The sequence below is a fragment of the Galactobacter caseinivorans genome, assembly GCF_003640665.1.
Lineage (GTDB): Bacteria > Actinomycetota > Actinomycetes > Actinomycetales > Micrococcaceae > Galactobacter > Galactobacter caseinivorans.
On sequence record NZ_QQXL01000004.1, the window covers coordinates 130,975 to 154,217 of the forward strand.

The window sequence follows — 23,243 nt, forward strand, 5'->3', positions numbered from 1 at the left end:
GCTGCGGTCAGCTCGCGTTGCGGCGCTGCTGGCCGGCCATGATGAGCCAGATGATGACCGTGCCGACGATCAGCGCGATCCCGCCCCAGGCCACGGCCCAGCCGATGCCCAGGAGCGAGCCGAGCACCGCCAGCGTCACGCCGTTGCCGGTGCGCAGCCCGGATCCGAACATGTTGTAGACGCCCACCACGCGTCCGCGCTCCTGGGTCTTGGCGCGCAGTTGCACCATGGCCTGGCCAATGGACGCGGAGGCCAGGGCGGCCACGCCGCCCACCACCAGTGAGGCGACGGCCACCACATAGGACCCGGTCAGCGCCACGGTCACGGTGGTCACGCCAAAGAGGATCGTGGCAATGGCGGCGGCGCGCACGGTGGGTTTGATGGCGCCGGTGGCCTCCAGGAGTAGCCCGCCGATCACCCCGCCCACGCCGTTGGCGAAGAGCAGCAGGCCGTAGCCCGCGCCGCCCTCGTCCCCGGCGCCGAGCGTGGTCGCGAACTCGGGGATGGAGACCTGCAGCGAGCCGCCCACGCCCAGCGCCACCAGGCCGGAGAGCAGGATCATGCCGAGCAGGATCCGGTCGTGGGCCACGGAGCGCAACACTCCTAGCGTCTCGCCGAAGGTGGGCCGCTGGTTCAGCACAAAGCCGCTGCGCGTGTGGCCCGTGTACGGCGTGCGCATCATGAAGTACGTCATGGGCAGGTAGAACAGGATGTTCACGAGGATGCCCCACGCCGGGCCAAGGGACCACAGCAGGAACGAGCCCACCACTGGCCCGGCGAGCATGCCAAGGCTGCGGAAGGTGGCGTTGAGTCGCACGGCGCCGGGCAGGTCCTCCGGTTCGGCGTAGTCATGCAACATCATCTGCTCGGCCGGGGCCCACAGCGCGCCGGCGCAACCGTGCAGCACCAGGAGCACGCAGGCATGCCACAGCTCCAGGGTGTTGGTCAGGAAGAGGATGCCCCACGCCAGGGACACCAGCATGAAGACCACCTGGGCCAGCTGGATCAGCTTGCGGTTATCGAACCGCTCCGCGAGTGTTCCAAAGGGGACGGACAACAAAAGGAAAGGCAGCCAGTGAGAAATGACCTGGAAGCCGGTCAGAAGCGGGGAGTGGAAGGTCTGCCACAGCACCCAATAGGTGATGACGTGCTCAATGTTGTCCGCCATCATGGAGAGCCCGGCGCCAAAAAGATACGGGCGCGTCAGCTTGTCCCGCAGGGCGGCAAACTTGCGGGGCTGCGGCGAAGGGGTCTGGCTCACCCGCCTATCCAACACCCAGGTGCCCGACGGCGCTAACTCACGTCAGCGGCGTCGGGCACCTGGGGTGCCGTACCCGGCTCAGGCGCGCTGCGCCGCAGCGGGGCGCTCAGTCCTTGAACTGGTCCGGAACCTGCTTGTAGAGCGCAGTCATCTTGCCCTTTTCCATGGCGTCCCCGACCTTGCGGTTCCAGAGCGGGTTATCCAGCTCCATGGACTCGCCGCCCACGGTGGAGGTGCCGCCGGTGGGGAGGGTGAAGTTCTTGATGTCCTTGGCGCGCAGATCCTTCATCTGCACGGCCAGGCCAATCAGCATCTGCTGGTCGTGGAGCTTGGAATCCATGGTCACAAACGGCATGACCTTCTCCATGACGTCCGCGATCTTGATGGGAGAGGCCAGGACCTCCGGGCTCAGGACCTTGTTGAAGACCTGCTTCAGGAACTGCTGCTGGTTCTTCACGCGCTGGTAGTCGCTGGTGGGGAAGGCGTGGCGCTCGCGCACCCACTTCAGGGCGCGCTGGCCCTGGATCGTGATCTTGCCGGCGTCAAAGCAGACGTCCGGGGTGGTCTTGTAGGCGCAGAACGCCTTGGGGTTATCCACCGTGACGCCGCCAATCGCCGAGGAAAGGCCGCGGAAGCTCTGGAAATCCACCATGGCGACGTGGTCAATGCGAGCGTCCAACATGCCCTCAATGGTCTGGCGCAGCAGCGGAACGCCGCCGAATTGCAGGGCTGAGTTGAGCTTGTTCTTGCCGTGGCCGGGGATGGTGACGTAGGTGTCGCGGACCATGGACATCAGGTACGCGCCCTTGTGGCCCTGCGGAATGTGCAAAATCATCATGGAATCGGAGCGCTGATCCGTGCCGCTGGCGGTGAGGTTGGGCTTGGCGCCGCCCTCGCTGCGGTCCGCGCCGAGCAGCAGGATGTTCATGCTGTCATCGCCCGGATCCTTGTATGGCTGGTCCTTGTAGGTGGGAAGGACCTCCTCCTGCGCCACCACATTGGCGGAGTTAAAGGCGGTCTGCAGGCGGCCGGCGTACGCGCCGCCCACACCGGCAACGGTCGCGAGCACGGTCACCAGGCACATCACGATCACGAGTCCAACGCGCCGAGGCTTGCGGCTATAGCGTCGGGGGACGTAGGTGGGCGGGTTAGCCGGCACGCTCGGCTCCTTCTGGCAGAGATGAGTGGCGCGATGTTGACCGCGACATAACCAGGGAATCAAGCGATTCTGATGGAGTCCTGGGATAACGGTGTTCCGACGGAGATCTGTTGCGTAAGTGATGGGTGATTGAAAGATGGGGCCGTCAGGATCGGAGGGAAGCGCGGCACATGGGAGGATCCAGAGCATGATCAAGGCCGTCGTTTTTGACCTGGACGGGGTGGTGCGCCACTTCGATCCCGACCATCTCAGCGGCATCGAGGCCGCCCACCATCTGAAGGCCGGCGCCATCCTCGGTGTGGCATTTCAGCCAGCGCTGCTGGAGGCGGTGACGACGGGGCGCATCACCCGGGCAGAGTGGGTGGCACGAGTCGGCGCGGCCGTGGGTGCGCCGGCGGCCGCCGCGGCGTGGGCGGCTGAGCGCGGGGTGCTCGACGACGCTGTGCTGGCTTTGGTGGGCGAGCTTCGGAACGCGGGGGTACGGACCGCCATCCTCACCAACGGCACGGACACCATCCCGGAGGAGGCGCGGCACCTAGGGCTTCCCGAGCACTTTGAGCGGATCTTCAACTCCGCGGAGCTGGGCGTGACCAAGCCCGACGTGCGGGCGTTTGAGCAGGTGCTGCGCGGGCTGGGACTGGACGCGACACAGGTGTTTTTCACGGACGATTCCGCGCACAAGCTCGCCGGGGCCCGCGAAGTGGGGATGCCGGTGCATCACTTTGAGGCCAACGGCGGGCGCTCCGCCGTGGAGGGGCTGCGTGCTGCGCTCGCCGGGGCCGGCCTGCCGTTGCCGCAGCACCCATAGCGCTACGGCAGCGCTACAGCTGCGCTACGGCGCCAGCCACACCCCGGTGGAGCGCTCCGCCGCCGCCTCAACCTGCGCGGGAAAATCGCGCCCGCGGGCCACGCGCGGGAGTTTGACGATCCCGCCAGGGCCGGCCGTGCCGAAGCGCTTGGAGGGCCCAAAGTAGGCGGCTTGGGGCGCCGATTCCGCCCCGGCGGCGAGCAGGATGGCCTCGACGCCCAGCTCCACGGGCATGGCTCCCGGCGCAGCGCTGTGCAGGGCCGCATTCGTGGCGCCGCCGCGCTCTTTGCCGTCATTTCCGCGCATTTGCGGCCCGGCGGTCATGAGGCCCGTGCTGGTGAAACCCGGGTGCGCGGCGGTGGAGCGCAGACCCCAGCCGTGTTCCTGCGACAGCTCGGCCAGGCGCAGCGCCAATCCCAGGTCCGCCAGCTTGGAGTTGGAGTAGGCGCGCCACGGGACGTAGCGACGCTCCGACTCGGGGTCCTGGTCGTTGAAGCGCAGCAGGTGCCCCATGAAGCTAGCTTGAGTGGCCACGCGTGGCCTGTCCGAGCGCAGCAGCGTGGGCAGCAGCCCCGCCGTCAGCAGGTACGCGCCCAGGAAATTGGTGCCCCATTGCAGCTCGTGCCCGTCCTCGGTCTCAAAGCGCGTGGGCGGCATCATGACGCCGGCATTGTTGATGAGGGTGTCCACGGATTGCCCGTCGGCCTCGATCTGGCGGGAGAACGCCTCGATCGACGCACGCGATCCCAGGTCCACCGCTCGAAAACTCAGCTGCGCGTCGGGTTGATCCGCGCGGAGCCGGTCCATGGTCTGCGCGGCCTTCTCGGGATTGCGGGCGGCGAGAATCACGTGCGCGCCCACCTCTGCAAAGCGCCGCGCAGCCTCCTGCCCCAGCCCAGAAGTGGGCCCGGTGATCAGGACGGTGCGGCCGGAGTGGTCGGGAAGAATCAGCGGCATTCGGGGTCCTTGCGTGAGGTGCTGGGCTGGCGTTTCTTTCCTGCCCGACGGCGTGGGGTTGCCTCACGCTAACAAGGTCGCCTCGGTGTGGGGTCCCGGCCAGGCGCGTCGTCGCGAACAGCGCAGCGCAACGTGGGGCATCGCTGGCGTTAACCAACCAACTTTAGGACTACAAGGTGTGCTTGGCCCGGCCCTGCCGAACGTTGGTGAACCGTGACAGCTTGGCCAGCACACACCTCTGAACCCCAGACGTGGACGTCCACCAGCCGCGGCCCCGGAGCGCGGGCCGGCGTTGATGCTGGACCTGGAGCGTTATGTTGCCCGCACGGGCACGGTGGATCTCTTCGTCGAGTTCCTCGCGGAGTCCGTGCACGTGGCAGGAACCCAGGCTCTGGAGTCGGCCTCTCGGCTGGAGATCCTCACTCAGCAATGGCACGAGGCCGCGCCGTCCAGGGCAGGCAGCACGAACAAGCGGCTGATCGGGACCTAGCTTGAACAACCGCTGGCGACCGCGCAGGCCGCGGCATCCCGACTGGGCTGCAGGCGATGTGCTCGACGAGGCGGAGTCCCTCGTCAGTCGGACGGGGGAGGCGCCCCAGCGCTTGCTCACCCCCAACACTCGGAGCCTTTTTGGCGTCGCGAGGGTTGCTCGCCGGCGGATGAGCCGCCACGCCCCCCTCGGACTGAGCGGGGCCGGTCCACGCTCACAAGCCTGACTCACCTGAGGGGTGGGAGTGGTGTGCGGCATCGCCGAAATTGGTACGGTTCGCAGGTGGACTCCGTTGACGACATACTCACGCAATTGCGAGCGTTCAATCAAGAGCGCGAATGGAACCAATTTCATTCGCCAGAAAACCTCGCCAAAAGTATCTCCATCGAGGCCGGCGAGCTTCTTGAGTGCTTCCAGTGGACTGCCGACACAGATGCTCGTCGCGTGTCCGGAGAACTCGCGGATGTCCTCACCTACAGCTTCCTCTTGGCCGACGCGATGGGGGTCGATCCGCTTCAAGTGATCCGCGAGAAGCTCGCAGTGAGTGCCGCGAAGTACCCGGTGGAGAAGGCGAAGGGGCGGAGCACAAAATATGATCGGCTCTGATATGAATCCGCGGCCCTTCAGGGACGATGTTGTGAGCGCGTGGGCGGCGAGCGACCAGCGGTTGCGGAACTGGCCCGTGGTTTACACGATTGATGGACGCGACGCGATCTACGTTGGCGAAACACTCAATTTCGCCAGCCGAATGCAGCAGCATCTAACGAACCCAGAGAAGGCTCATCTGGAGAATGTTCGCGTTGTGGTCCGCGATACGTTCAATAAATCTGCTTGTTTGGATCTGGAGTCTTTCTTAATCCGCATGTTTGCCGGTGACGGAGTTTATCGTGTGCTGAATCGAAACAGCGGAGTGACTGAGTCGGAGTACTTCGACCGACCCGCCTACCAGGTCGGGTTCGAACAGATTTTTTCTGAATTGAAGTCTCAGGGTCTCTTTGAGCACACCATTACAGAGATTCAAAACAGTGATCTATTCAAGTTGTCGCCCTTCAAGTCTCTCAATGACGACCAGGTTGAGGCCATGACTGGAATTCTGGAGGGGCTTTTCGCCGATCTGGAGCCTTCCGCTCAGGCAACGACGAGGGGTCCGATTGTTGTCCAGGGTGATCCAGGCACCGGGAAGACCATCGTCGCGATCTTTCTGATGAAGTTACTTCGCGACATTGCGGACTCCGCTGACGACGCACCCGATGCTCCCGAGCAAGGTGAAGAATCACAGTTCGCCGGGTTCTTTGACTCTCGCTATGCAGCGCTGGTGCGGAATTTTTCGATTGGCCTGGTGATCCCGCAGCAATCGCTACGCGAGTCCATCAAATCGGTGTTTGTTCGCACGCCCGGCTTGGATCCTGACATGGTATTGGACCCCTATAAGGTCGCTGAATCTGGCCGCGTCTGGGATTTGCTCATCGTCGACGAAACCCATCGGCTCAACAGGCTCTCGGCCCAGGCCTACGGCGGCATGACGGTACGATTCCGCGAGATCAATGCCAGGCTGGCGGCCGATGCAGTTGCCGGTGTGGACCCACAGCAGCTGACCCAACTTGATTGGATAGTTGCACATAGCAAACATCAGTTGTTGCTCGTAGATATCCGCCAGTCTGTTCGTCCCTCCGATGTCCCAGCCGACCTGTTGAGGGGATTGGCCGCGACGGCAGAGCTTAGTGATCGACACTACCGACTGAAGCAACAAATGCGGGTGCGCGGCGGCGCGGATTATATCCGGCATACGCGCACGCTGCTTTCCTTTGCGAACGAGGGAGCGAGCACGCATGAAAGCCGCGATTTTCAAGATTATGATTATCGAGTTTTCGACGATCTCGGAGAGATGATCAAGGAGATTAGAGAGAAGGAGGCCGAGGTTGGGCTGTCTCGAATCGTGGCGGGGTACGGCTGGAAGTGGGTATCTCATAGCAAGGGACAGCGCCACAGGTACGATATTGAAATCGATGGGATTCAATTGAGATGGAATTCGACGTCCAAAGACTGGATCAACTCGAAGAAAAGTAAGGATGAAGTGGGTTCGATTCACACCGTCCAAGGCTATGACCTCAATTACGCCGGAGTCATTATTGGACCTGAACTCACTATCGATCCACAGTCTGGACGGTTCAAGTTGGATCGCTCCAATTATTTTGACACCCGAGGCAAGTCAAACAACGGAATGCTTGGCATCACATTCGGCGATGATGACGTATTGGACTACGTTAAGAATATCTACGCGGTGCTGATGACGCGGGGCATGCGTGGGACCTTCGTGTATGCGGTCGATCCTGGGGTCAGAGCGCATCTCGCGTCCTGGCAGCAGGACTCACGCAGCTGAAGCGCAACGTGAGTCGCACTAGAAAGTGACCGGGTTCCGCTAGCCTGTGGATGATCATCCTCGGAAAGGGACACCGCTCATGAGCAGCAACCCGTACGACCCGGCTCAGCCCGGCCAGCAGCCGCAGCAGCCTTACGGCCAGCAGCAGCCGGCGCAGCAGCAGCCTTACGGCCAGCAGCACCAGCCCGCCGTGCAGTACCTGCCGCGCTTCTTCGTCAAGCAGCGCATCACCATGATGGTGAATCGCTACGAGATCCGCATGGCGAACCCGGATGGCAGCGAGGGCCAGATCATCGGCGTGGCCCAGCAGAAGCGCATGGCGTTTAAGGAAGAGGTCACCTTCTATGGTGACGAGGCGCGCACCAAGCCGGTCTTCTCCTTCAAGGCCCGCTCCGTCATGGATCTGAACGCGGGGTACGACATCCGCGACGCGGCCGGCACGCCCATCGGCTACTTCCAGAAGGACTTCAAGGCCAGCCTGCTGCGCTCCTCCTTCCACCTCAGCGCCCCGGGCATCGAGGCCTACGGGCAGGAGCGCAACCACACGGTCGCGATCGTGCGCCGCTTCATCGACTTCCCTATGGCTTTTCACTTCGACTTCACGGACAAGAACTCCAACCAGGTGGTCATGTCCAGCGAGCGCAAGGCCTCCCTGCGGGACCGCTACACCGTCAACGTCCCGGATCAGCGCCTTGACTACCGCGTTGCCGCGGCAGTCGCCGTCGCGCTGGATGCCTTGATGCAGCGCTGACGCACCTCGCGAGGTCTCGGCAGGCACCCAACGCCACCACGCGGCGTCGGGCAGGCGCAGTAAAAAGGTGCCCCGCACAAGATATGGACCGCGGGTCCATTTCCTGTGCGGGGCACTTTTTCGCGTGACGGTCAGGCGCAGATCATCTGCCCGACGCCGCGTGGTGCAGCCACCGGCGCGGCTCACCGCGGCTACATCAAACTGGCGAGCCCAAACAGCGCCGCCGCCACGGCAAAGCCGATCAGCGAGATGAGCGTCTCCAGCACCGTCCACGTCTTCAGAGTCGTCTTCACGTCCATCTCGAAGAAGCGGCTCACCAGCCAGAAGCCGGAATCGTTCACGTGGGAGGCGATCACGGAACCGGCCGCCACCACCAGCGCCATAGCGGCCAGCTGCAGCGGGTTGTAGCCCGCCGTCGCCACACCCTCGGCGATCAGACCAGCCGTGGTGGTCAGCGCCACGGTCGCGGAACCCTGGGCAACGCGCAGCAGTGCCGCGATGACGAAGCCGGCCAGGAAGAGCGGCATGTTGATGCTCTCAAGGGAACCCGAGAGCGCGTCGCCAATGCCAGAGGAGCGCAGCACCCCGCCAAACATGCCGCCGGCGCCCGTGATCAGGATGACGGAGCAGACCGGGCCAAGAGCGGACTCCACCTGGTTCTGCACGTCCTGACGGGAGAGCCCACGCTTGAGGCCCAAGACCACGGACGCGACCACCACGGTGATGAGCAGCGCCACCGGAGTCTCGCCCAAGGCCACCAGCACCTGGAACCAGGACTGCCCGGCCGTGGCCTTGTCCACCACTTCACTCTTGGCCAGCGTGCTGAGCCCGGTGTTCATGAAGATGAGCACCAGCGGCAGCAGCAACACGGACATGACCACGCCAAAGCGCGGCGGGTTGGCCAGCTGCTTCTCGCCGGCCTCGCCCAGCAGGGCCGGGATGGGCAGCACCCACTTCTTCCCGGCGTAGCGGGCAAAGAGGTAAGCGCCGAAGTACCAGGCGGGCAGCGCAACAACCAGGCCGAGCAGCAGGACCAGGCCCACGTTGGCGCCAAGGAAGGTCGCGGCGGACACTGGTCCGGGGTGCGGGGGCACAAACACGTGCATCACGGAGAAGCCACCCGCGGCAGCGAGTCCGTAGGTCAACAGCGAGCCGTTCAAGCGCCGGGCCACGGCAAAGACGACAGGGAGCATGACCACAAGCCCGGCGTCGAAGAAGATGGGGAAGCCAAAGAGCAGGGAGGCGACGCCCAGGGCAAAGGCCGCGCGCTTCTCACCGAACGCCTTCACAAAGCGATCCGCCAGCACCTGTGCGCCGCCAGAGGTCTCCACGAGCCGGCCAAGCATGGCGCCGAGTCCCACGAGTAGCGCCACGGTGCCGAGCGTGCCGCCAAAGCCCCCCGTGAGCACCCCCACCACCTTGCCCGCGGGAATGCCTGCGGCAAAGGCGGTGATGAGGCTGACGATCACGAGCGAGAGCAGCGCGTGAATCTTCAGGTAAATGATCATGACCAGCAGCAGCGCCACGGCGCCCGCGGCGATGAGCAGCAGCGCCCAGGCGGGCATGGTTTGTGTCCAGCCTTCGATCATCATGCGAGGTTCCTTCCGTGGGGATCCGCACCGAGCAGATCAGTGAGTCCGGCCAGTGCGTCCGTCAGCAGATCCTGCGGAGAGCCGTTGTTGGGGAGCATGTGCCCGTCCTCGTCCGGCTCCAGCGGTTCCAGGGTGGCGAGCTGGCTTGGCAGCAGCGAGGCCGGCATGAAGTGGCCCTCGCGGTGATTCATGCGGTCCTCAATCACCTCAGTTGGCGCCGTGATCTGCAAGAAGACCACGCGCCCGCGGGCGGTTTCTAGCAGCTCGCGGTACTCGCGCTTGAGCGCCGAGCAGGTGACCACGGACCCGGAGCCGTTGTCTGCGTGCTGACTCATCCAGTCGCGGATGGAGCCAAGCCACGGCCAGCGGTCCTCATCTGTCAGCGGGATCCCCGCGGACATCTTGTTGATGTTGCTCTCCGGGTGGAACTCGTCCGCCTCCGCAAACGGCCACCCCAGCTCCTGTGAGAGCGACGTCGCGAGAGTGGTCTTGCCTGAGCCGGAGATGCCCATGACAACCACGTGAACTGCCGGTAACGGGGCCACACTGCCTCCTTGAAATGCTGATGAACGATGCCCAACGGTGATCAAAGTAACACTTAGCCCGCTGCTGGCGCTAGGGTCAGGTGTCCAAGGTCAGGCGCCGGGCGGGGTGTGGTGAAGAATGGAACAAACCTTTCAGGAGGCGTGGTGTTACCAGTAAGGCAGGCGGTGCTGCGGCAGGACGCGATCTTGCAGGAGCTGGGCCGCGAGGTGGTGGACGGTCTTGTCGCCGCCGGGCATCGCTACAAACTCGAGGCCCTGGTGGCGCGCTTTGACGTGTCCCGGACCGTGATTCGCGACGTGATCAGGACCCTGGAGTCCTTTGGGCTCGTGTCCCCGAAGCGCAGCATCGGCGTAGTGGTGAACCCGATGACGGACTGGAACGTCCACGCGCCGTCCGTCATCCGCTGGCGCCTGGAGGGTCACGACCGCGACACCCAGTTCAGGGAACTGACAGAGCTGCGCATCGCGGTGGAACCGCTTGCCGCCTCCGGCGCAGCCATGCAGGCCCCCGCCCAGGCCAGGGAGCGCCTTGAAGTCCTCGCCACCACCCTCAGGGAACTGGGCGAGGCCGGTGACTTGGAGGCGTTTCTTGAAGCGGACGTGGAGTTTCACGCCCTGATCCTCAAGCACTCCGGCAACAGCATGTTCGCCGCCCTGGATGACGTAGTGGCAGAGGTGCTGGCCGGCCGCACGCACGCGGGGCTCATGCCCTTCCACCCGCGGGAGGAAGCGCTACGGGCCCACGAGGGGCTCGCGGCAGCAATTGCCCGGGGCGATAGTGCGGCCGCGGAGGAGCAAAGCCGAGCACTGCTCACCGAGGTGAACACGGCCCTGGTGCGCCGGGAGGCCTAATCTCGACAAGAAAACCCCCGAGATTCCGGGCCTGAGCGCGCGCGGACCAAGAGATTTTTCCCAAGCGGGTGCACAACTCGCGTTTTACGCGTACAGTGTGGAATGTGAGTGAGAAATCGCGCACGATGCAAAAGAAGTAGATCGGCTTTATCTGCTTGAACCTCGTTCGGTTTCACCGCTGGACGCCTGACTGAATTGATTTCGTATTACTGTTTTCTCCTCCCGGTGAATCAAACCCGGGACGCCTTCCCAGGTACCTCTCCCCGCCTCACGGTGGGATGCGAGACCCGGACGGCCCCGAACCTCCACTACTTGGATAGCGCGAAGCGCACCTGCGCCCCCGCTGCCGTCCACCCCGGTTCCACATCCCGTGAGAATCGGCCACCATCCCTCCGCATCGAAGTCGTCGGCGCGGAATGACCGGGTTTTCCGGTCGGCAACATGAAGGAAATTAACATGGCTTCTGGCACTGTGAAGTGGTTCAACGGCGAAAAGGGCTTCGGCTTTATTGCTCCCGACGATGGCTCCGCCGACGTCTTCGCTCACTTCTCCGCAATCTCCGGCTCCGGCTTCCGCAACCTGGAAGAGGGCCAGCGCGTCGAGTTCGAGACGGTCTCCGGCCCCAAGGGTCTGCAGGCTGCTGACATCCGCGCCCTCTGATCTCAGAGAACGCAACGCGCTCCTTGTGAGCACGTAGCAAGAAGGGCGGGAGCATTGCGCTCCCGCCCTTTTTCTATGCCCTGACGCGCTCAGCCCACCTCGCCGTGCAGCTCCCGATGCAGGCGCTCCATGCGAGAGTCCAGTTGAGAGGCAATCTCCGCGGCCTCGGTGAGTTCGGAGACAATCTTCTCCGGGACGTTGCTGGCGAATTTGTAATAGATCTTGTGCTCCAGCGAGGCCCAGAAGTCCATGGCGATGGTGCGGAACTGGATCTCCACGGTCACGGGCACGGGTCCGGTGGAGAGGAAGACCGGCACCTGCACCACGGCGTGCAGGCTCTTGTACCCGCTGGGCTTTGGCTTGGCGATGTAGTCCTTGACCTTGAGCACCGTGATGTCATCCTGCCGGGTCAGCAGGTCAAAGAGTCGGTACACATCCTTGGTGAAGCTGCACGTCACGCGGGCGCCGGCAATGTCGGTGATCTGTTCCTTGATGGCGTCCATGTCCGGGAGCACCTCCCGCCGCCCGATCTTCTCCACGATGCTTTCCGGTGTCTTGACTCGGGTGGAGACGTGCTCAATGGGGTTGTAGGCGTGCATGTGCAAGAACTCATCCCGCAGGATCGCGAGCTTGGTCTCTACCTCACGCAGCCCAAATTGGTACTCCAGCATGAAGCGTTGCATCTGGGCCCGCAGTTCCCGCAGCTGTTCACCGTCCACGGCCCCTAGTGCCCCTGGGCTCAACTGCCCGGCCCCCAGTTTGCCGCTCGCCAGTTTGCCTACGGCGGCCTGGATGTCTCGGCCTAAGGATTCCGCCGACTGTCCCTCTTGCATGTCTCCCCCTGGTCGCGGCGTCCTGGCGACGCCCCCGCGGGATCAAGACTCTCACGCCACCCTGTGCCGCGGGGTAGCGTCGCGGCATGGGCATTCTTGAGGCTGTGGAGATTCGGCATTCCCCTGAGCGGGTCATGGAGTGGTTTGCCCGGCCCGGCGCCTTTGCGAGGCTGGCCCCGCCGTGGATGCCGGCGCGCCTGGTGCGCGAGTCCGCCTCGCTGGCGGACGGCACCGCAGTGCTCGCCCTGCCGTTTGGCCTGCTGTGGGCGGCCCGTCACCAACCGCATGGCTACCTTCCGGGCAGGCGCTTTGAGGATCGTTCCGCGGTGGTCGGCCTGCGCAGCGCGCCCATGGGCCTGTTCCCCTGGATCCACGAGCACGGCTTTGAACCCACGCCGCAGGGCCACACGCTCATGAGCGATTCCCTCCGCACCCCCATCCCGCCCCGTCTGCTGCGTCCCATGATCCGCTTCCGCCAGCGCCAGGTGGCGTGGGACCTGCAGCGCCATGCGGACGCGGAACAGGCTGGCGCCCGCTCCATGGTGATCGCCTTGGCTGCGGAGGATGGCGAGTTGAGCCGGGCCTTGACCGCCTTCCTGAGCACGGGCGGGCATCGCGTGATCCGTTTGGTGCACCACGCGGGCACCGGGCATGGCGCGCGCCAGTGGCACCCGCATGCACCAACCCCCGGTCTGCTCCAGGGGTGTGACGCCGTGATTGCCTGGGGCGCGGACGCGGAGGCGTCCGGCCTCCTGGTGCGAGAGGCCGCGCACGCGGGCGTGAGCGTCGCGGTGCTCGGTGAGGAGCACCTGCCCGACGCCGTGTGGTCACCAAACCCCGCTGCCTCACCGCCTGCACCGCGCGTCGTGCACATCCGGGCCGGATACGTTCTGGGTTCGGGTGCGGCCGAGCGTGGAATGCTGCGCCGGGGAACCCCAGCGCGCGGTGCGTGGATTGGGCTGGATGACCTGGTGGACGTGGTGCATCGATGCCTGTGGGACGCAGCCCTTCGGGGCACGGTGCTGGCGGCCGCGCCGTCCTCGCTCCCTGGCGCGGAGATGGATCCAGGGCTGCGCAGCACCGGGCACCGTTTCCGATACCCGGAGCTGAGCGCGGCCCTGCGGCACACCTTGGGCCGGGAGACCCAGGATCAGATCCCGAACGCGGGCGGGTAGCTGATCTCCCCGCGCGGGGTGGGCCGGGAGGGGTCCAATGAAAGGGCTAGAAAGTAGCCCTCTGGCACCTCGAACGGGCCGGTGACCCCCATGGAAGCGGCGGGTACAAAGCCGAAGCGGGGGTAGTACGCCGCGTGGCCAAGGACCACCACCAGGTTCTCACCGGCCGCCCGCGCCGTCTCAAGGCCGGCCCGGATCGCAGCGGAGCCAGCCCCGCTGCCCTGAAACTGCGGCAGGGTGGCGCAGGGGGCCAGCGCCAGCGCGTCCTGCCCGCCCACGCGGCACCGAGTGAGCAGTGCGTGCGAAACCACCTCATCGCCGTCGGGCGCTGTGGCCACCGTGGAAAGCCCGTGGATCCAGGCGCCCGGGTCCCGCCGGAGCGCGTCCACCAGATCCGCCTCCGCCGCCGTCTCAAAGGCCGCCGCGTTTACCCGGTGGACCGCCGCAGCGTCCGCCGGCCGCTCCGGCCGCGTGACCCAAGGAACGTTGTTCTGACCTGAACTCATCACTGATCCCCCCTGTTGAACCGGTTGCCGGGAATCTTTTTCATGTCGCGAATCTGACGCGCCGTGGACTTCACCCGCGCAGTGCGTGCCGAGCGAGCCTTGGCGTCGGTGCGGGAGGCCTGCCACGCGGTCTCGCGAAGCAGCTTGCGATAACTTTCCAGCCGACGCTCGCCCAGCGTGCCCGCCGCAATCGCGTCAAGGACCGCACAACCCGGCTCGGTGCGGTGCTCGCAATCGCCAAAACGACACTCGAGCGCCAGCGCCTCCACGTCGGCGAAGGTGCGCCCGAGCCCCTCGTCGCTGCCGGTCAGGCCAATGGAGCGCAGCCCCGGGGTGTCCAGGAGCACGCCTCCGCCGGGCAGGGGCAACAGCTCGCGCCACGCAGTGGTGTGCCGGCCCTTGCCGTCCGCCTCACGCACGTCCCCAGTGGCGAGCAACTCCTGGCCAAGCAGGCGGTTGCCGAGCGTGGATTTACCGGCGCCGGAGGGCCCCAACAGCACCACCGTCCCGTGCACGACGGCGGCCAGCGCCTCCGTGCCCTGGTCCAGGCTGGCGCTGGTCAGGATCACGTCCACCCCCAGTGCTACCTGTCTCATGTCCGCGAGCGCGGCCTCCGGATCGGCCTGGGCATCCGCCTTGGTCAGGGCTACGACGGGGCGCGCCCCGCTCTCCCACGCGAGCGCCAGCAGGCGTTCGGTGCGGGTGTGGCGCAGGGGCGCGGCGAGGGAGACCGTCACCACCACCGTGTCCACGTTGGCCGCCAGCACTTGCCCGCGAGAGGAGCCGTCCGCGCTGGACCTGGCCAGCGCGGTGCGCCGCGGAAGGATGGCATCTAGCAGGGCCGGGTCCGCCCCAGTGGCTGGGATGATCGCGAGCCAGTCTCCCGTGGTCGGGGTGTCCTCAGGCCCGTGGTGGTGGGCGCCCTGGAGGAGAACCCGGGCGGGGCCGTGCTCCGTGAGGACCTCACACAGCCCGCGTTCTGCGCGCAGGACGCGTGCGGGGACGGAGCCTGGCTTGGCGTGTTCGGTGAAGGCGTCAGCCCAGGACTGGTCCCACCCCAGGTCGGTGAGTGAGGCGGCGCTGGTGTCGGTGTGGGTGTGGGTGTCGGCGGTGCCGGCGTGAGTGTTGTTGGCGTTGGAAAAGGAAGAACGGTGCAGAGACAAGGGAGAGACCTTTGCTCGTGGACCAGACGCGTTGGGTGCATCGACGGTGCGATGCCGACCGTGCGCGCATCAAGGCGCTACGGCGTAAAGAGTGTCAGGCGCTGGGCCGGGAGGTGTGGGAACTGGGCATCTGATCGCTTGGTACGTCATGGCGCACGGCAATCGTGGTCTGGGCAGTCATCTGTCACACCTCCTCTTCTTCTACTCGCTTGGCCGGCGGCTGATCCTCGGTGCCACGCGGCACCGGCTGGACAACGCCGCTGATTCGGAACGTTAGCACCTGCGCCGGGACAGATGAAGGCCCCGAGCGATCTTGGGGAAAATCGCTCGGGGCCTTCGCGTCATCACTCGCACCCTTTGAGGTAGTTAAAACAATAATGACGCTCCCTGTAAATCCGCTGAGCGCCATCCTGGAGTTGCATGGTCAGGGGCTGGTCGCCACCCGTGGGGAGCTGCCAGCCAGGCGCCGGCGCTTCAGCGCCTCCCCGGCCAGGGCAAGCAGCGCGCCGAAGATCACCCAGGCCGCCAGGGTGAGCCATTGCTGAGCCGTATTGGCCTCCGGGAAATAGCTGATGTCTCGAAGCAGGGTGTTGCCGGCACCGGGGACCAGGAACTGACCGATGGCGCCCCAAGGCTCGGGTATGAACTGCCACGGGGCGTTGGAGCCGGAGAGCGGGTTGCCGAGCAGAACGGTGACGATGGGACCCAAGGCGATGCCGGGTGAACCGAGGAGTTTCACGCAGCCGATCATGAAGGTGGCTGTCGCTCCCACGGTGAGACCGATCGCCGCGACGTTGAGCCACGCGTTGCCCTGTAAGTAGCCAAACCAGGCCTGCATGATCAGCACCAACAGCCCGCCGGCCGCAGCGGCAAAGACGGCGGCCCCACCCAAACGGCGCCACGTGCCGTGCACCTTCGTGGAGAGGAGGACGCCGCCGATCACGCCACCCAGGGCCAGGGGCAGGGCGGCCAACGCCAAGCCGGAACCCATGGGGTCGTTGGCGGAGAGCTGCACGAGGGGGATGACGGTGACCTTGGCACTGGCTGGATCACCGCCGGCGGCGGCGATCTGCTTGCCCATGTCCGCCTGGAGCTTGGAGGCCAGTCCGGTGAGCATCTGAGTGGGTGCGGCACCCGCGGCGGGGGCAGTGAGCACCTCCGGCGGCGCGGGCTGCCCGCCGTTCCCGGTGCTCAACACGATGGCTCCGTAGGTCACGCGCCGCTTGATCTGAGACTCGGCCTCAGTGCGGTCGGCGGCGCGGTGCACCACAAAGGTGCCAGGGGAGGCCTGTTCCAGCTGTTTTTCTACGGCGGTGACAGCGGCCTCGGGACCGGCCAGGCTCACGGGCAGGTGGTGGGCGGTGGACGTCTTGGCCGGCCACATGAAGGCCAAGACGAGGAGGGCGACCACGAGTGACCCACCCAGGCCGAGCACCGCCGCCTTGATCCAGGGGGTGCGGATGCGAATATTCATGACTACTCCTAAAACAGAACGTTCGTTTTCTTTGGCTTCACTGTAGCAGAACGTTTATTCTGTTTGCATGCCCAAGCTCACAGAAGAGGGGCGCCAGTCGCGCCGCTTACAGATCGCCGAGGCCGCCCTGCGGTGCTTTGCTCGCAATGGCTTTGTTGCCACCTCCATGACGGACATCATTCGTGAGAGCGGCCTGTCCGCGGGGTCCATCTACTCGCACTTCGATTCCAAGGCCGAACTTGTCCGGTTCTCAGCGCTGGCGCTCTTGGAGGATCGCGGCGCCCTGCTGCAGCACCTCTCCGGCGGTTCGCCCGGTGTTATTACCCCGCACCGCTTGCTGCGCCGGCTCGTGGAGCAGGTCCTGCCGGAGGAGTTGGGTGCTGTGGTGCTGCAGCTCTTTGCCGAATCCGCGAGGGACCGGGACCTGGCCGCGGTCGTGGAGGAGGCGCTGGAGAAGGTGAAGGGCATTGTGGCGCGGGAACTGGGCCCGTGGGCTCAGACGCAGGAAGGGAACGGCCGCTTCGAGGGGGTGGATGCCGACGCTGTGGCGCTGCGCATGGCGGACGTGATCATGGTCAATGTCCACGGCTTTGTGCTGCGGCGGGGCCTGATCGCCGACCTGGATCGGGAGTCGCTCCTGGTGGACCTGCTGCCGGACGCCTAAGGGTCCGGGCGCATTGGCTGCCGCACATGATGAAGGCCCCGGCCGGTTTGGGGGAAACCGGTCGGGGCCTTCGCGTCATCACTCGCACCCTTTGGAGGTAGTCATGACTCTACGAGCCGACTCTTTGGGGCGGCTGTGCGCACCCATCGCGTGTACTACACATCCCCGGTGCGCCCGCTGTGTGCGTCAGCTGGTGGTGAGTGCGAGCCCCGCTGCGATCTCGATGTCATCCGAGGCCCCGGCAAAACCCGCGCCATGCGCCAGCGCCGAGCCAAAGATGGACGTCCAAAACGTCTTGGCAGAACTGCGAACGCCGTGTGCGGTACCCCAGCCACGCGTCGTCGTCTCCGCTTCGAGAAAGCGCTCCGAACGGGAGAGGAGGAGGCGCAGGTAGCCGGAGACCACGTCCTGCAGTGCCGGGTTGTTGCGCGCCAGTGCCAGTGAGCTGACCACCGAATCAAGGGACGGCATGGTCAGTGCGGTGCGCGTGATGGCGGCGGCGAAGGCGTCCGTGGTGCGCGCGGAGCGGACGGCGCGGGGCAGGCGTGAGGTGTCGCGCAAGAAGCGGGAGAAGGCAGCCGCGACGTAGAGCTGGTCCTTGGAGCCAAAGTGGTGAGTGACCTGGTTGGGGAAGACGCCGGCGGCCTCGGCGACCTGTTTGACCGTCAACTCGGCCGGTGTGCGCTCCAGGACCAGGGCGGCCGCGGCGGTGCGGATCAGCGTGCGAGTGTCACGACGGGTAGACATGTGCCGATTGTATGCCGTACAACTGTAGTTGTACGTCGTACAAGAACTTCAACTGAGGAGGCAGGCCGTGGCGGTCGTCGTAACCGGTCTTGGGGCCGTATCCCCACTGGGCGCCAACGTGGAGGAACTGTGGGAGGGGCTGCTCCAGGGCAGGTCCGGCATCACGGAGCTCAAGCTGGACCCAGCACTCTTTGAGCAGCCGCGCCAGGGTGTGGGGCAGGTGAGCACCGATCTCAGCGAAATTCTGGGACGCGCCGCCGCCAAGCGCCTTGACCGCCAGCAGCAGTTGGCCCTCGTCGCCGCCCTGGAGGCCTGGGCGGACGCGGGCAGCCCCGAGGTGGATGGCGACCGCATGGCCACGAGCATCGGCACCGGTGTGGGCGGGCTGTTGACCACGCTCTCTCAGGAGGCCGTGCTCAACGAGAAGGGCGCCCGCCGCGTCTCCCCGCGCACGGTCCCACAGCTCATGGCCAACGCGGCCTCGGCCCAGATCAGCATGGCCTACGGCGCCCGCGCGGGCGTCTACACGCCGGTCTCCGCCTGTGCCGCTGGCGCGGAGGCCATTGCCCACGGCGCCCGGCTGATCGAGTCCGGCGAGGCGGATGTGGTGATCGCCGGCGGCACCGAGGCCGCCATAGCGCAGCTCACCGTGGCCGCCTTTGCCCAGACGCAGGCGCTGGCCGCCCCCGCCGCGGACGAGGACCTGTCCCAGTTCTCCCGCCCCTTTGCCGAGGACCGCAAGGGCTTTGTACTCGGGGAGGGCGCGGGGGTGGTTATCTTGGAGAGCGCGGCGCACGCCGTGGCCCGCGGCGCGCGCATCCATGCGCACCTGGCCGGCTGGGGCATCACCTCAGATGCCTTCCACATCACCTCCTCAGACCCAGCAGCCCGCGGGCAGCGCTTGGCCATTGAGAAGGCCCTGCGCCAGTCCGGGCTCTCCCCGGCCGGGATCAAGCAGGTCAACGCCCACGCCACAGGCACCTCCGTGGGAGATGCCTCAGAGGCCCTGGCGCTGAGCTCCACCGGAGTGGCCGGCGTGGACGGCGGCGCGGCCGTCACGGCGATCAAGGGTGCCACCGGGCACCTGGTCGGAGCGGCCGGCGCCGTGGAGGCCATCGTCTCCATCCGTCAGGCCCAAACCGGCCTGGTCCCGCCGACTGCCCACCTGAGTGACTCGGATCCGGCATGCGGACTGGACGTGGTGCGCGGCCAGCCGCGCGATGTGGGTCCCGGCGCGGTCCTCTCCAACTCCTTTGGCTTTGGCGGACAGAACGTGTCGCTGATCTTCACGGTGTGATGCGCTGACGGGCCGCGCCCCCGGCTACTCCACGAGCTTGCCGTCCACCGAGTCATCCATGCCCTCCTGGGCCAGCGCGCGGAAGGACTCCGGGGCGTCCGGCAGCGGCTCGAAGCTCACGCCGTCCGCGGGGGTCCACAGGAAGTTGCCCCGCAGCGCCGGATCCTGCTGCGGGAAGTCAGCGCGGTTGTGGCAACCGCGGGTCTCGCGGCGCTCGATGGCGCACTCCAGCGTGGCGCGGGCCGCGAGCAACGAACCCATCAGGTCGTAGGCGTGGGCCAGGTCGTCAAAGCCGGCGATGTCCGGGTGCGCCGTGACGTTGGCCGTGCGCTCCTCAATGGCGGCGATCTTGGCGAGGCCGGCGCGGAGGCCCTCCTCGGTGCGCACCACATTGGCGTGCTCCGTCATGATGTCCCGGATCTCGCGCTGCAGGCGGCGGGGCACCTCGCGCCCGTCATTGCTGAGGAAGGACTGCATCTCATCCCGGGCGGCCTGGACCGCGGCGGGATCGCGATGCACCTCGGTGCGGGTCTGGGCGTACTCCGCCGCGACCTCACCCGTGATGCGCCCGTACACCATGAGTTCGATGAGCGAGTTTCCGCCCAGGCGGTTGGCACCATGCAGGCCGGAGGATGCCTCGCCGATGGCGTACAGGCCCTCCACGCCGGTGCCGTGATCCTCCGGGCGCACCCACACGCCACCCATGGAGTAGTGGGCCGTGGGGGCAATCTCGATGGGCTGCTCCGTGATGTCCACCATCTGCAGGTCAATGAGATTGCGGTAGACGCGGGGCAGCTTGGCCAGGATGGTCTCGCGGGGCAGGTGGGACACGTCCAGGTACACGCCGCCCTTGGCCGTGCCGCGCCCCTCGGCAATCTCCGTGTAGCTGGCCAGCGCCACGCGGTCTCGCGTGGAGAGCTCCATGCGCTCCGGGTCGTACTTCTCCATGAAGCGCTCGCCCAGAGCGTTGCGCAACACGCCGCCCTCGCCACGCGCCGCCTCCGAGACCAAGGTGCCCGCGACGTCGTCGGGCTCCATGAGTCCCGAGGGGTGGAACTGGACCAACTCCGCGTCGCGAATCTTGCCGCCAGCCAAGGCGGCCAGGCGGAAGGAATCTCCCGTATTCTCGTCGCGTCGTGAGCTGGTGTAACGCCAGATGCGCGTGTGGCCGCCGGCCGCGAGGATGACGGCGTCCGCGTGGATTTGCACCGGCTGGCCGGTGACCACGTCAAAGCCGTAGGCGCCAAAGATGGTGCCGTCCGCGACCAGGAGCCGCGTGATGTAGACCGTGTCGATGATGGGGACGTTGAGCTCCGCGGCCCGGCGCATCAGGGTGCGCTGGATTTCCAGGCCCGTGTAGTCCCCGGCGTAGGCGGTGCGGCGGTACTTGTGTGCGCCGAAGAAGCGCTGTGAGATGCGCCCGTCCTCTTCACGGGCGAAGGGCATGCCCCAGCGGTCCAGGTCCTCGATGCCGCGGGCGGCGTTCTTGGTGACTGTCTCCACGATCTCCGGGTCCGCGAGGAAGTAGGACTCGCGCAGGGTGTCCGCGGCGTGCTGCTGCCAGGAATCCTCGGGATCCATGGTGGAGAGGGCGGCGTTGATGCCGCCGGCGGCCAGGGTGGTGTGTGCGTCGTGCTTGCGGCGCTTGCCCACCGCGAGGACCTGCACGCCGCGCTCGGCCAATTCGATGGAGGCGCGGAGGCCTGCGCCGCCCGTACCGATGACGAGGACGGAGGTGGTGAGAAGCTTTTCCGGGGCATGCTGAGTGGTCATGACTTCACTGTAGGAAGCGTGCTGTCAATGCGTCCAATGTATAGTTTGCCTGGCTCTCATAGCGATACGCTATGGGCATGAAGCTTGAGCAATTGGCCTCCTTTGAGGCAGTGACGCGGCTGGGGAACTTCACCAGAGCCGCGGAGGAGCAGTTCCTGGCACAACCCTCGCTCAGCCGGCAAATCTCCACACTGGAGTCGGATCTGGGGCAGGGGCTCTTTGAGCGCGCGACCAGCGGGGTGCGGCTGACACAGGCCGGAGAGGCGCTGCTGCCCATCGCGCGGCGCATGCTGGCGGACGCCGAGGCGGCCCGCCGCGAGATGCAGGCCCTCTCCGGCCTGGAGCGCGGGCGCGTGCGTCTGGGGGCGCCGCCCACCCTGTGCGTCTCCGTGGTGGCAGAGGTGCTGGCGGAGTTCCGCGAGGCCCACCCCGGCGTGGCCCTCGAGGTCATGGAGGCCGGCTCCCACGCGCTGGCGCAGGCGTTGGCGCAGGGTCAGCTTGACCTGGCGCTGACCATCGAGCGCGGCATCCTGGACCCCTCCGTGGAGTCGGTGCAGCTCTTCACCGAGGAGCTGGTGGTTGCGTCCGCCCGGTCGGAGGGCGGTCCGGGGTCCCAGCACCGCGCAGCGCCCGACGCCGCGCGCTCGGGTGAGCGGGCGGCGTCGGGCAACGCTGGTGCCGGGGCGCCGGCCGTTTCGTCGGCGGTAGTGCAGAACGGGCCGCGTCCGGGGCGTGGCCGGGCCGCGCTGCTGATGGGCTCCGACTTTGACCCGCCGCAAGCGCGGGCCGTTGCGGTACGGGCCGGGGCGTCGCGCGCGGCGGTCTCCGGGCGCATCACCCTGGCCCAGTTGGCGCGACTGCCGCAGGTGGCCTTCAACCGCTCCTACGATCTGCGCCAAGCCACGGACGCCGCATTCGAGGCCGCCGGGCTGCGCCCCACCGTGGCCGTGGAGGGGGCGGAAATGGACGCCGTGCTGCGCTTTGTGGAGCGTGGCCTTGGGGTGGCCGTGGTCCCGGCGACCATCCTGCTAGACCGGCCCGGCCTGCAGGCCGCGCGGCTGGTCCGGCCCGCACTGACGCGTACCGCCGCCCTGTCGCTGCGGGCCGGGGCCACCCCGGACGCCGCCACCCGCGCCATGCGGGCCCTGGTGTTTCAGGTGTCTGCCAGGCTGACCGCGCCCGGGGCAGAGCTGGCGGAGTTTGTGGTGCCCGCATAGGCGTGGTGGGGCCGGGTTGCGAAGGAATCTTCGTAGGCTGAGCGGTGAATATAGAACCATCAACTGGGGGAATTGCTATGGGTGGCACAGAAAAGGTGAAGCGCGGGCGGAGTGCTGCGACTCTGGGGGCCGCGTTTGTGGTGGCGCTGGGGCTCACCGCGTGCGCGGGGTCCTCGCCAGCGACGCAGGGCTCGTCCTCCGTTCAGGGTTCCGCAGCAGCATCCAACGCCGAGGCCGGCTCCGGCAACGTCTACACCTTCGAGGGGAAGTCCGCCCCTGCCAAAGAGATCACCCTGCGCTACCCGGACGCGCTGGTGAAGTCCATCGAAGGCGGCGGGCGGAGCCTGGCTGTGCGATCCATCAAGGTCACCGCCGAGAAGGTGAAGGAAGGCGCCACGCTGTGCGCCGTGCGGATGGAGGTGGAGTGGGCAGAGGGGGCGCAGGCGCGAATCAGTGAGACGCCGGAGGAGCCGCCCCTGATTGCGGGGACCACGCAAGAGCCCCGCAAGGAGTTCGATTTCCTCGCCTCGTCGCTCATGAGGCCGCTCACGGGGGTGTATCCCCTCGAAGAGTGGACCGGGGACCCGCGTGAGGATGTCAACTACGCCGATGCGGACTTCAAGAACGTGGTCGCCGTCGTGAGCTGCTCCGAGGCGCCCAAGCCTGATCCCAATGACCCTTCCTACATGCGGGCCCGTAAGTACGCGGAGGTGGACATCCCGATTCTTCGGGCCTCGTCGGAGACGGCGGATGCAGAGCAGAAGACGTACGTGCCCGGCGCCTCCCTCATACTTGGCGTCTCAAAAGATGGCGATGTGACGGCCGAAATGGACAGGGCCTACGGTTTCAAGCCAGATGGCAAGGGTGGCTGGGAGCAAACCAACAAGTACTGGATCAAGTCCCGAGACGGCGCTCAGTCCAAGTAAGACCCCCGGGCGC

At 66.4% G+C, this 23,243-nt stretch carries 23 protein-coding genes; 12 read left to right on the top strand and 11 right to left on the bottom strand.

Features of this window, described 5'->3' with window-relative positions; all coding sequences use genetic code 11:
- Nucleotides 1-7 precede the first annotated feature (7 nt).
- Together DWQ67_RS07835 and DWQ67_RS07840 are read right to left on the bottom strand one after the other, a co-directional pair.
- Nucleotides 8-1,261 (bottom strand): MFS transporter, encoded by a 1,254-nt coding sequence (locus DWQ67_RS07835; RefSeq protein WP_233555983.1) that lies wholly within the window; start codon nt 1,259-1,261, stop codon nt 8-10.
- Nucleotides 1,262-1,367: 106 nt separating this feature from the next.
- Complete coding sequence (locus tag DWQ67_RS07840; RefSeq protein ID WP_158595399.1) at nt 1,368-2,420, bottom strand: LCP family protein; 1,053 nt, start codon at nt 2,418-2,420, stop codon at nt 1,368-1,370.
- A gap of 187 nt (nt 2,421-2,607) precedes the next feature.
- Between DWQ67_RS07840 and DWQ67_RS07845 the strand changes: the two genes are divergently transcribed.
- A complete protein-coding gene (locus tag DWQ67_RS07845) occupies nt 2,608-3,228 on the top strand; it encodes an HAD family hydrolase (protein WP_121485200.1) in 621 nt (206 codons plus the stop codon).
- 24 nt (nt 3,229-3,252) lie between these two features.
- Here DWQ67_RS07845 and DWQ67_RS07850 read toward each other — a convergent pair whose 3' ends face one another.
- Complete coding sequence (locus DWQ67_RS07850; protein ID WP_121485047.1) at nt 3,253-4,185, bottom strand: SDR family NAD(P)-dependent oxidoreductase; 933 nt, start codon at nt 4,183-4,185, stop codon at nt 3,253-3,255.
- 295 nt (nt 4,186-4,480) lie between these two features.
- On the opposite strand from DWQ67_RS07850, the gene DWQ67_RS07855 reads away from it, so the two are divergent.
- The 4 genes from DWQ67_RS07855 (at nt 4,481) to DWQ67_RS07870 (ending at nt 7,806) form a co-directional block, all read left to right on the top strand.
- Nucleotides 4,481-4,675, top strand: coding sequence for a hypothetical protein (locus tag DWQ67_RS07855; protein WP_121485048.1), 195 nt, complete (start codon nt 4,481-4,483; stop codon nt 4,673-4,675).
- Between the two features lie 282 nt (nt 4,676-4,957).
- Complete coding sequence (locus DWQ67_RS07860; RefSeq protein ID WP_121485049.1) at nt 4,958-5,281, top strand: nucleotide pyrophosphohydrolase; 324 nt, start codon at nt 4,958-4,960, stop codon at nt 5,279-5,281.
- 31 nt (nt 5,282-5,312) lie between these two features.
- Nucleotides 5,313-7,055, top strand: a complete 1,743-nt coding sequence (locus DWQ67_RS07865) for a DUF2075 domain-containing protein (protein ID WP_233555984.1) — start codon at nt 5,313-5,315, stop codon at nt 7,053-7,055.
- 79 nt (nt 7,056-7,134) lie between these two features.
- Nucleotides 7,135-7,806 carry an LURP-one-related/scramblase family protein gene (locus tag DWQ67_RS07870; RefSeq protein ID WP_233555985.1) on the top strand — a complete coding sequence of 224 codons (672 nt, stop codon included), beginning with the start codon at nt 7,135-7,137 and terminating at the stop codon, nt 7,804-7,806.
- A gap of 191 nt (nt 7,807-7,997) precedes the next feature.
- Here the strand turns inward: DWQ67_RS07870 and DWQ67_RS07875 are convergent, their stop codons facing one another.
- Entirely contained in the window at nt 7,998-9,398 is a 1,401-nt protein-coding gene (locus DWQ67_RS07875) for a GntP family permease (RefSeq protein WP_121485050.1), read from the bottom strand.
- Nucleotides 9,395-9,910 (bottom strand): gluconokinase, encoded by a 516-nt coding sequence (locus tag DWQ67_RS07880; protein WP_121485203.1) that lies wholly within the window; start codon nt 9,908-9,910, stop codon nt 9,395-9,397. The genes DWQ67_RS07875 and DWQ67_RS07880 overlap by 4 nt, the downstream gene beginning before the upstream one ends.
- Nucleotides 9,911-10,084: 174 nt before the next feature.
- Here DWQ67_RS07880 and DWQ67_RS07885 point away from each other — a divergent pair, with 174 nt between their 5' ends.
- Both DWQ67_RS07885 and DWQ67_RS07890 read left to right on the top strand, forming a co-directional pair.
- A complete protein-coding gene (locus tag DWQ67_RS07885; protein WP_233555986.1) occupies nt 10,085-10,795 on the top strand; it encodes a FadR/GntR family transcriptional regulator in 711 nt (236 codons plus the stop codon).
- A gap of 456 nt (nt 10,796-11,251) precedes the next feature.
- Nucleotides 11,252-11,455 carry a cold-shock protein gene (locus tag DWQ67_RS07890; protein ID WP_121485051.1) on the top strand — a complete coding sequence of 68 codons (204 nt, stop codon included), beginning with the start codon at nt 11,252-11,254 and terminating at the stop codon, nt 11,453-11,455.
- 89 nt (nt 11,456-11,544) lie between these two features.
- Here DWQ67_RS07890 and DWQ67_RS07895 read toward each other — a convergent pair whose 3' ends face one another.
- Entirely contained in the window at nt 11,545-12,138 is a 594-nt protein-coding gene (locus DWQ67_RS07895) for a GTP pyrophosphokinase (protein ID WP_233556004.1), read from the bottom strand.
- Between the two features lie 236 nt (nt 12,139-12,374).
- On the opposite strand from DWQ67_RS07895, the gene DWQ67_RS07900 reads away from it, so the two are divergent.
- Nucleotides 12,375-13,463: a hypothetical protein gene (locus DWQ67_RS07900; protein WP_121485053.1), complete on the top strand. Its 1,089-nt coding sequence runs from the start codon at nt 12,375-12,377 to the stop codon at nt 13,461-13,463.
- Here the strand turns inward: DWQ67_RS07900 and DWQ67_RS07905 are convergent.
- From DWQ67_RS07905 to DWQ67_RS07920, 3 genes are all read right to left on the bottom strand, one after another.
- Entirely contained in the window at nt 13,439-13,969 is a 531-nt protein-coding gene (locus DWQ67_RS07905; RefSeq protein WP_121485205.1) for a GNAT family N-acetyltransferase, read from the bottom strand. The genes DWQ67_RS07900 and DWQ67_RS07905 overlap by 25 nt on opposite strands.
- Nucleotides 13,969-15,132 carry a ribosome small subunit-dependent GTPase A gene (gene rsgA, locus DWQ67_RS07910; protein WP_199712648.1) on the bottom strand — a complete coding sequence of 388 codons (1,164 nt, stop codon included), beginning with the start codon at nt 15,130-15,132 and terminating at the stop codon, nt 13,969-13,971. Before rsgA ends, DWQ67_RS07905 begins: the two co-directional genes overlap by 1 nt.
- Nucleotides 15,133-15,556: 424 nt before the next feature.
- On the bottom strand, nt 15,557-16,606 hold the full coding sequence (locus DWQ67_RS07920) for a hypothetical protein (RefSeq protein ID WP_121485054.1): 1,050 nt from the start codon (nt 16,604-16,606) through the stop codon (nt 15,557-15,559).
- Between the two features lie 67 nt (nt 16,607-16,673).
- Between DWQ67_RS07920 and DWQ67_RS14215 the strand changes: the two genes are divergently transcribed.
- Nucleotides 16,674-17,270 (top strand): TetR/AcrR family transcriptional regulator, encoded by a 597-nt coding sequence (locus DWQ67_RS14215; RefSeq protein ID WP_121485055.1) that lies wholly within the window; start codon nt 16,674-16,676, stop codon nt 17,268-17,270.
- A 186-nt stretch (nt 17,271-17,456) separates the two neighbouring features.
- Here DWQ67_RS14215 and DWQ67_RS07930 read toward each other — a convergent pair whose 3' ends face one another.
- Complete coding sequence (locus DWQ67_RS07930; RefSeq protein ID WP_121485056.1) at nt 17,457-18,017, bottom strand: TetR/AcrR family transcriptional regulator C-terminal domain-containing protein; 561 nt, start codon at nt 18,015-18,017, stop codon at nt 17,457-17,459.
- Nucleotides 18,018-18,084: 67 nt separating this feature from the next.
- Between DWQ67_RS07930 and DWQ67_RS07935 the strand changes: the two genes are divergently transcribed.
- Nucleotides 18,085-19,314, top strand: a complete 1,230-nt coding sequence (locus DWQ67_RS07935) for a beta-ketoacyl-[acyl-carrier-protein] synthase family protein (RefSeq protein WP_121485057.1) — start codon at nt 18,085-18,087, stop codon at nt 19,312-19,314.
- A 24-nt stretch (nt 19,315-19,338) separates the two neighbouring features.
- Here DWQ67_RS07935 and DWQ67_RS07940 read toward each other — a convergent pair whose 3' ends face one another.
- Nucleotides 19,339-21,087 (bottom strand): L-aspartate oxidase, encoded by a 1,749-nt coding sequence (locus DWQ67_RS07940; RefSeq protein ID WP_121485058.1) that lies wholly within the window; start codon nt 21,085-21,087, stop codon nt 19,339-19,341.
- A gap of 77 nt (nt 21,088-21,164) precedes the next feature.
- On the opposite strand from DWQ67_RS07940, the gene DWQ67_RS14040 reads away from it, so the two are divergent.
- Both DWQ67_RS14040 and DWQ67_RS07955 read left to right on the top strand, forming a co-directional pair.
- Nucleotides 21,165-22,304 carry a LysR family transcriptional regulator gene (locus DWQ67_RS14040; RefSeq protein WP_233555987.1) on the top strand — a complete coding sequence of 380 codons (1,140 nt, stop codon included), beginning with the start codon at nt 21,165-21,167 and terminating at the stop codon, nt 22,302-22,304.
- Nucleotides 22,305-22,381: 77 nt separating this feature from the next.
- Complete coding sequence (locus DWQ67_RS07955; protein ID WP_121485059.1) at nt 22,382-23,230, top strand: hypothetical protein; 849 nt, start codon at nt 22,382-22,384, stop codon at nt 23,228-23,230.
- Nucleotides 23,231-23,243: the final 13 nt, after the last annotated feature.

Coding starts and splice junctions, on each gene's coding strand:
- DWQ67_RS07855 (WP_121485048.1), top strand. CDS start 4,481: ATGCTGGACCTGGAGCGTTATGTTGCCCGCACGGGCACGGTGGATCTC.
- DWQ67_RS07930 (WP_121485056.1), bottom strand. CDS start 18,017: ATGTCTACCCGTCGTGACACTCGCACGCTGATCCGCACCGCCGCGGCC.
- DWQ67_RS07905 (WP_121485205.1), bottom strand. CDS start 13,969: ATGAGTTCAGGTCAGAACAACGTTCCTTGGGTCACGCGGCCGGAGCGG.
- DWQ67_RS07870 (WP_233555985.1), top strand. CDS start 7,135: ATGAGCAGCAACCCGTACGACCCGGCTCAGCCCGGCCAGCAGCCGCAG.
- DWQ67_RS07845 (WP_121485200.1), top strand. CDS start 2,608: ATGATCAAGGCCGTCGTTTTTGACCTGGACGGGGTGGTGCGCCACTTC.
- DWQ67_RS07940 (WP_121485058.1), bottom strand. CDS start 21,087: ATGACCACTCAGCATGCCCCGGAAAAGCTTCTCACCACCTCCGTCCTC.
- DWQ67_RS07955 (WP_121485059.1), top strand. CDS start 22,382: ATGGGTGGCACAGAAAAGGTGAAGCGCGGGCGGAGTGCTGCGACTCTG.
- DWQ67_RS07920 (WP_121485054.1), bottom strand. CDS start 16,606: ATGAATATTCGCATCCGCACCCCCTGGATCAAGGCGGCGGTGCTCGGC.
- DWQ67_RS14040 (WP_233555987.1), top strand. CDS start 21,165: ATGAAGCTTGAGCAATTGGCCTCCTTTGAGGCAGTGACGCGGCTGGGG.
- DWQ67_RS07850 (WP_121485047.1), bottom strand. CDS start 4,185: ATGCCGCTGATTCTTCCCGACCACTCCGGCCGCACCGTCCTGATCACC.
- DWQ67_RS14215 (WP_121485055.1), top strand. CDS start 16,674: ATGCCCAAGCTCACAGAAGAGGGGCGCCAGTCGCGCCGCTTACAGATC.
- DWQ67_RS07890 (WP_121485051.1), top strand. CDS start 11,252: ATGGCTTCTGGCACTGTGAAGTGGTTCAACGGCGAAAAGGGCTTCGGC.
- DWQ67_RS07900 (WP_121485053.1), top strand. CDS start 12,375: ATGGGCATTCTTGAGGCTGTGGAGATTCGGCATTCCCCTGAGCGGGTC.
- DWQ67_RS07895 (WP_233556004.1), bottom strand. CDS start 12,138: ATGCAACGCTTCATGCTGGAGTACCAATTTGGGCTGCGTGAGGTAGAG.
- DWQ67_RS07880 (WP_121485203.1), bottom strand. CDS start 9,910: ATGGGCATCTCCGGCTCAGGCAAGACCACTCTCGCGACGTCGCTCTCA.
- DWQ67_RS07875 (WP_121485050.1), bottom strand. CDS start 9,398: ATGATGATCGAAGGCTGGACACAAACCATGCCCGCCTGGGCGCTGCTG.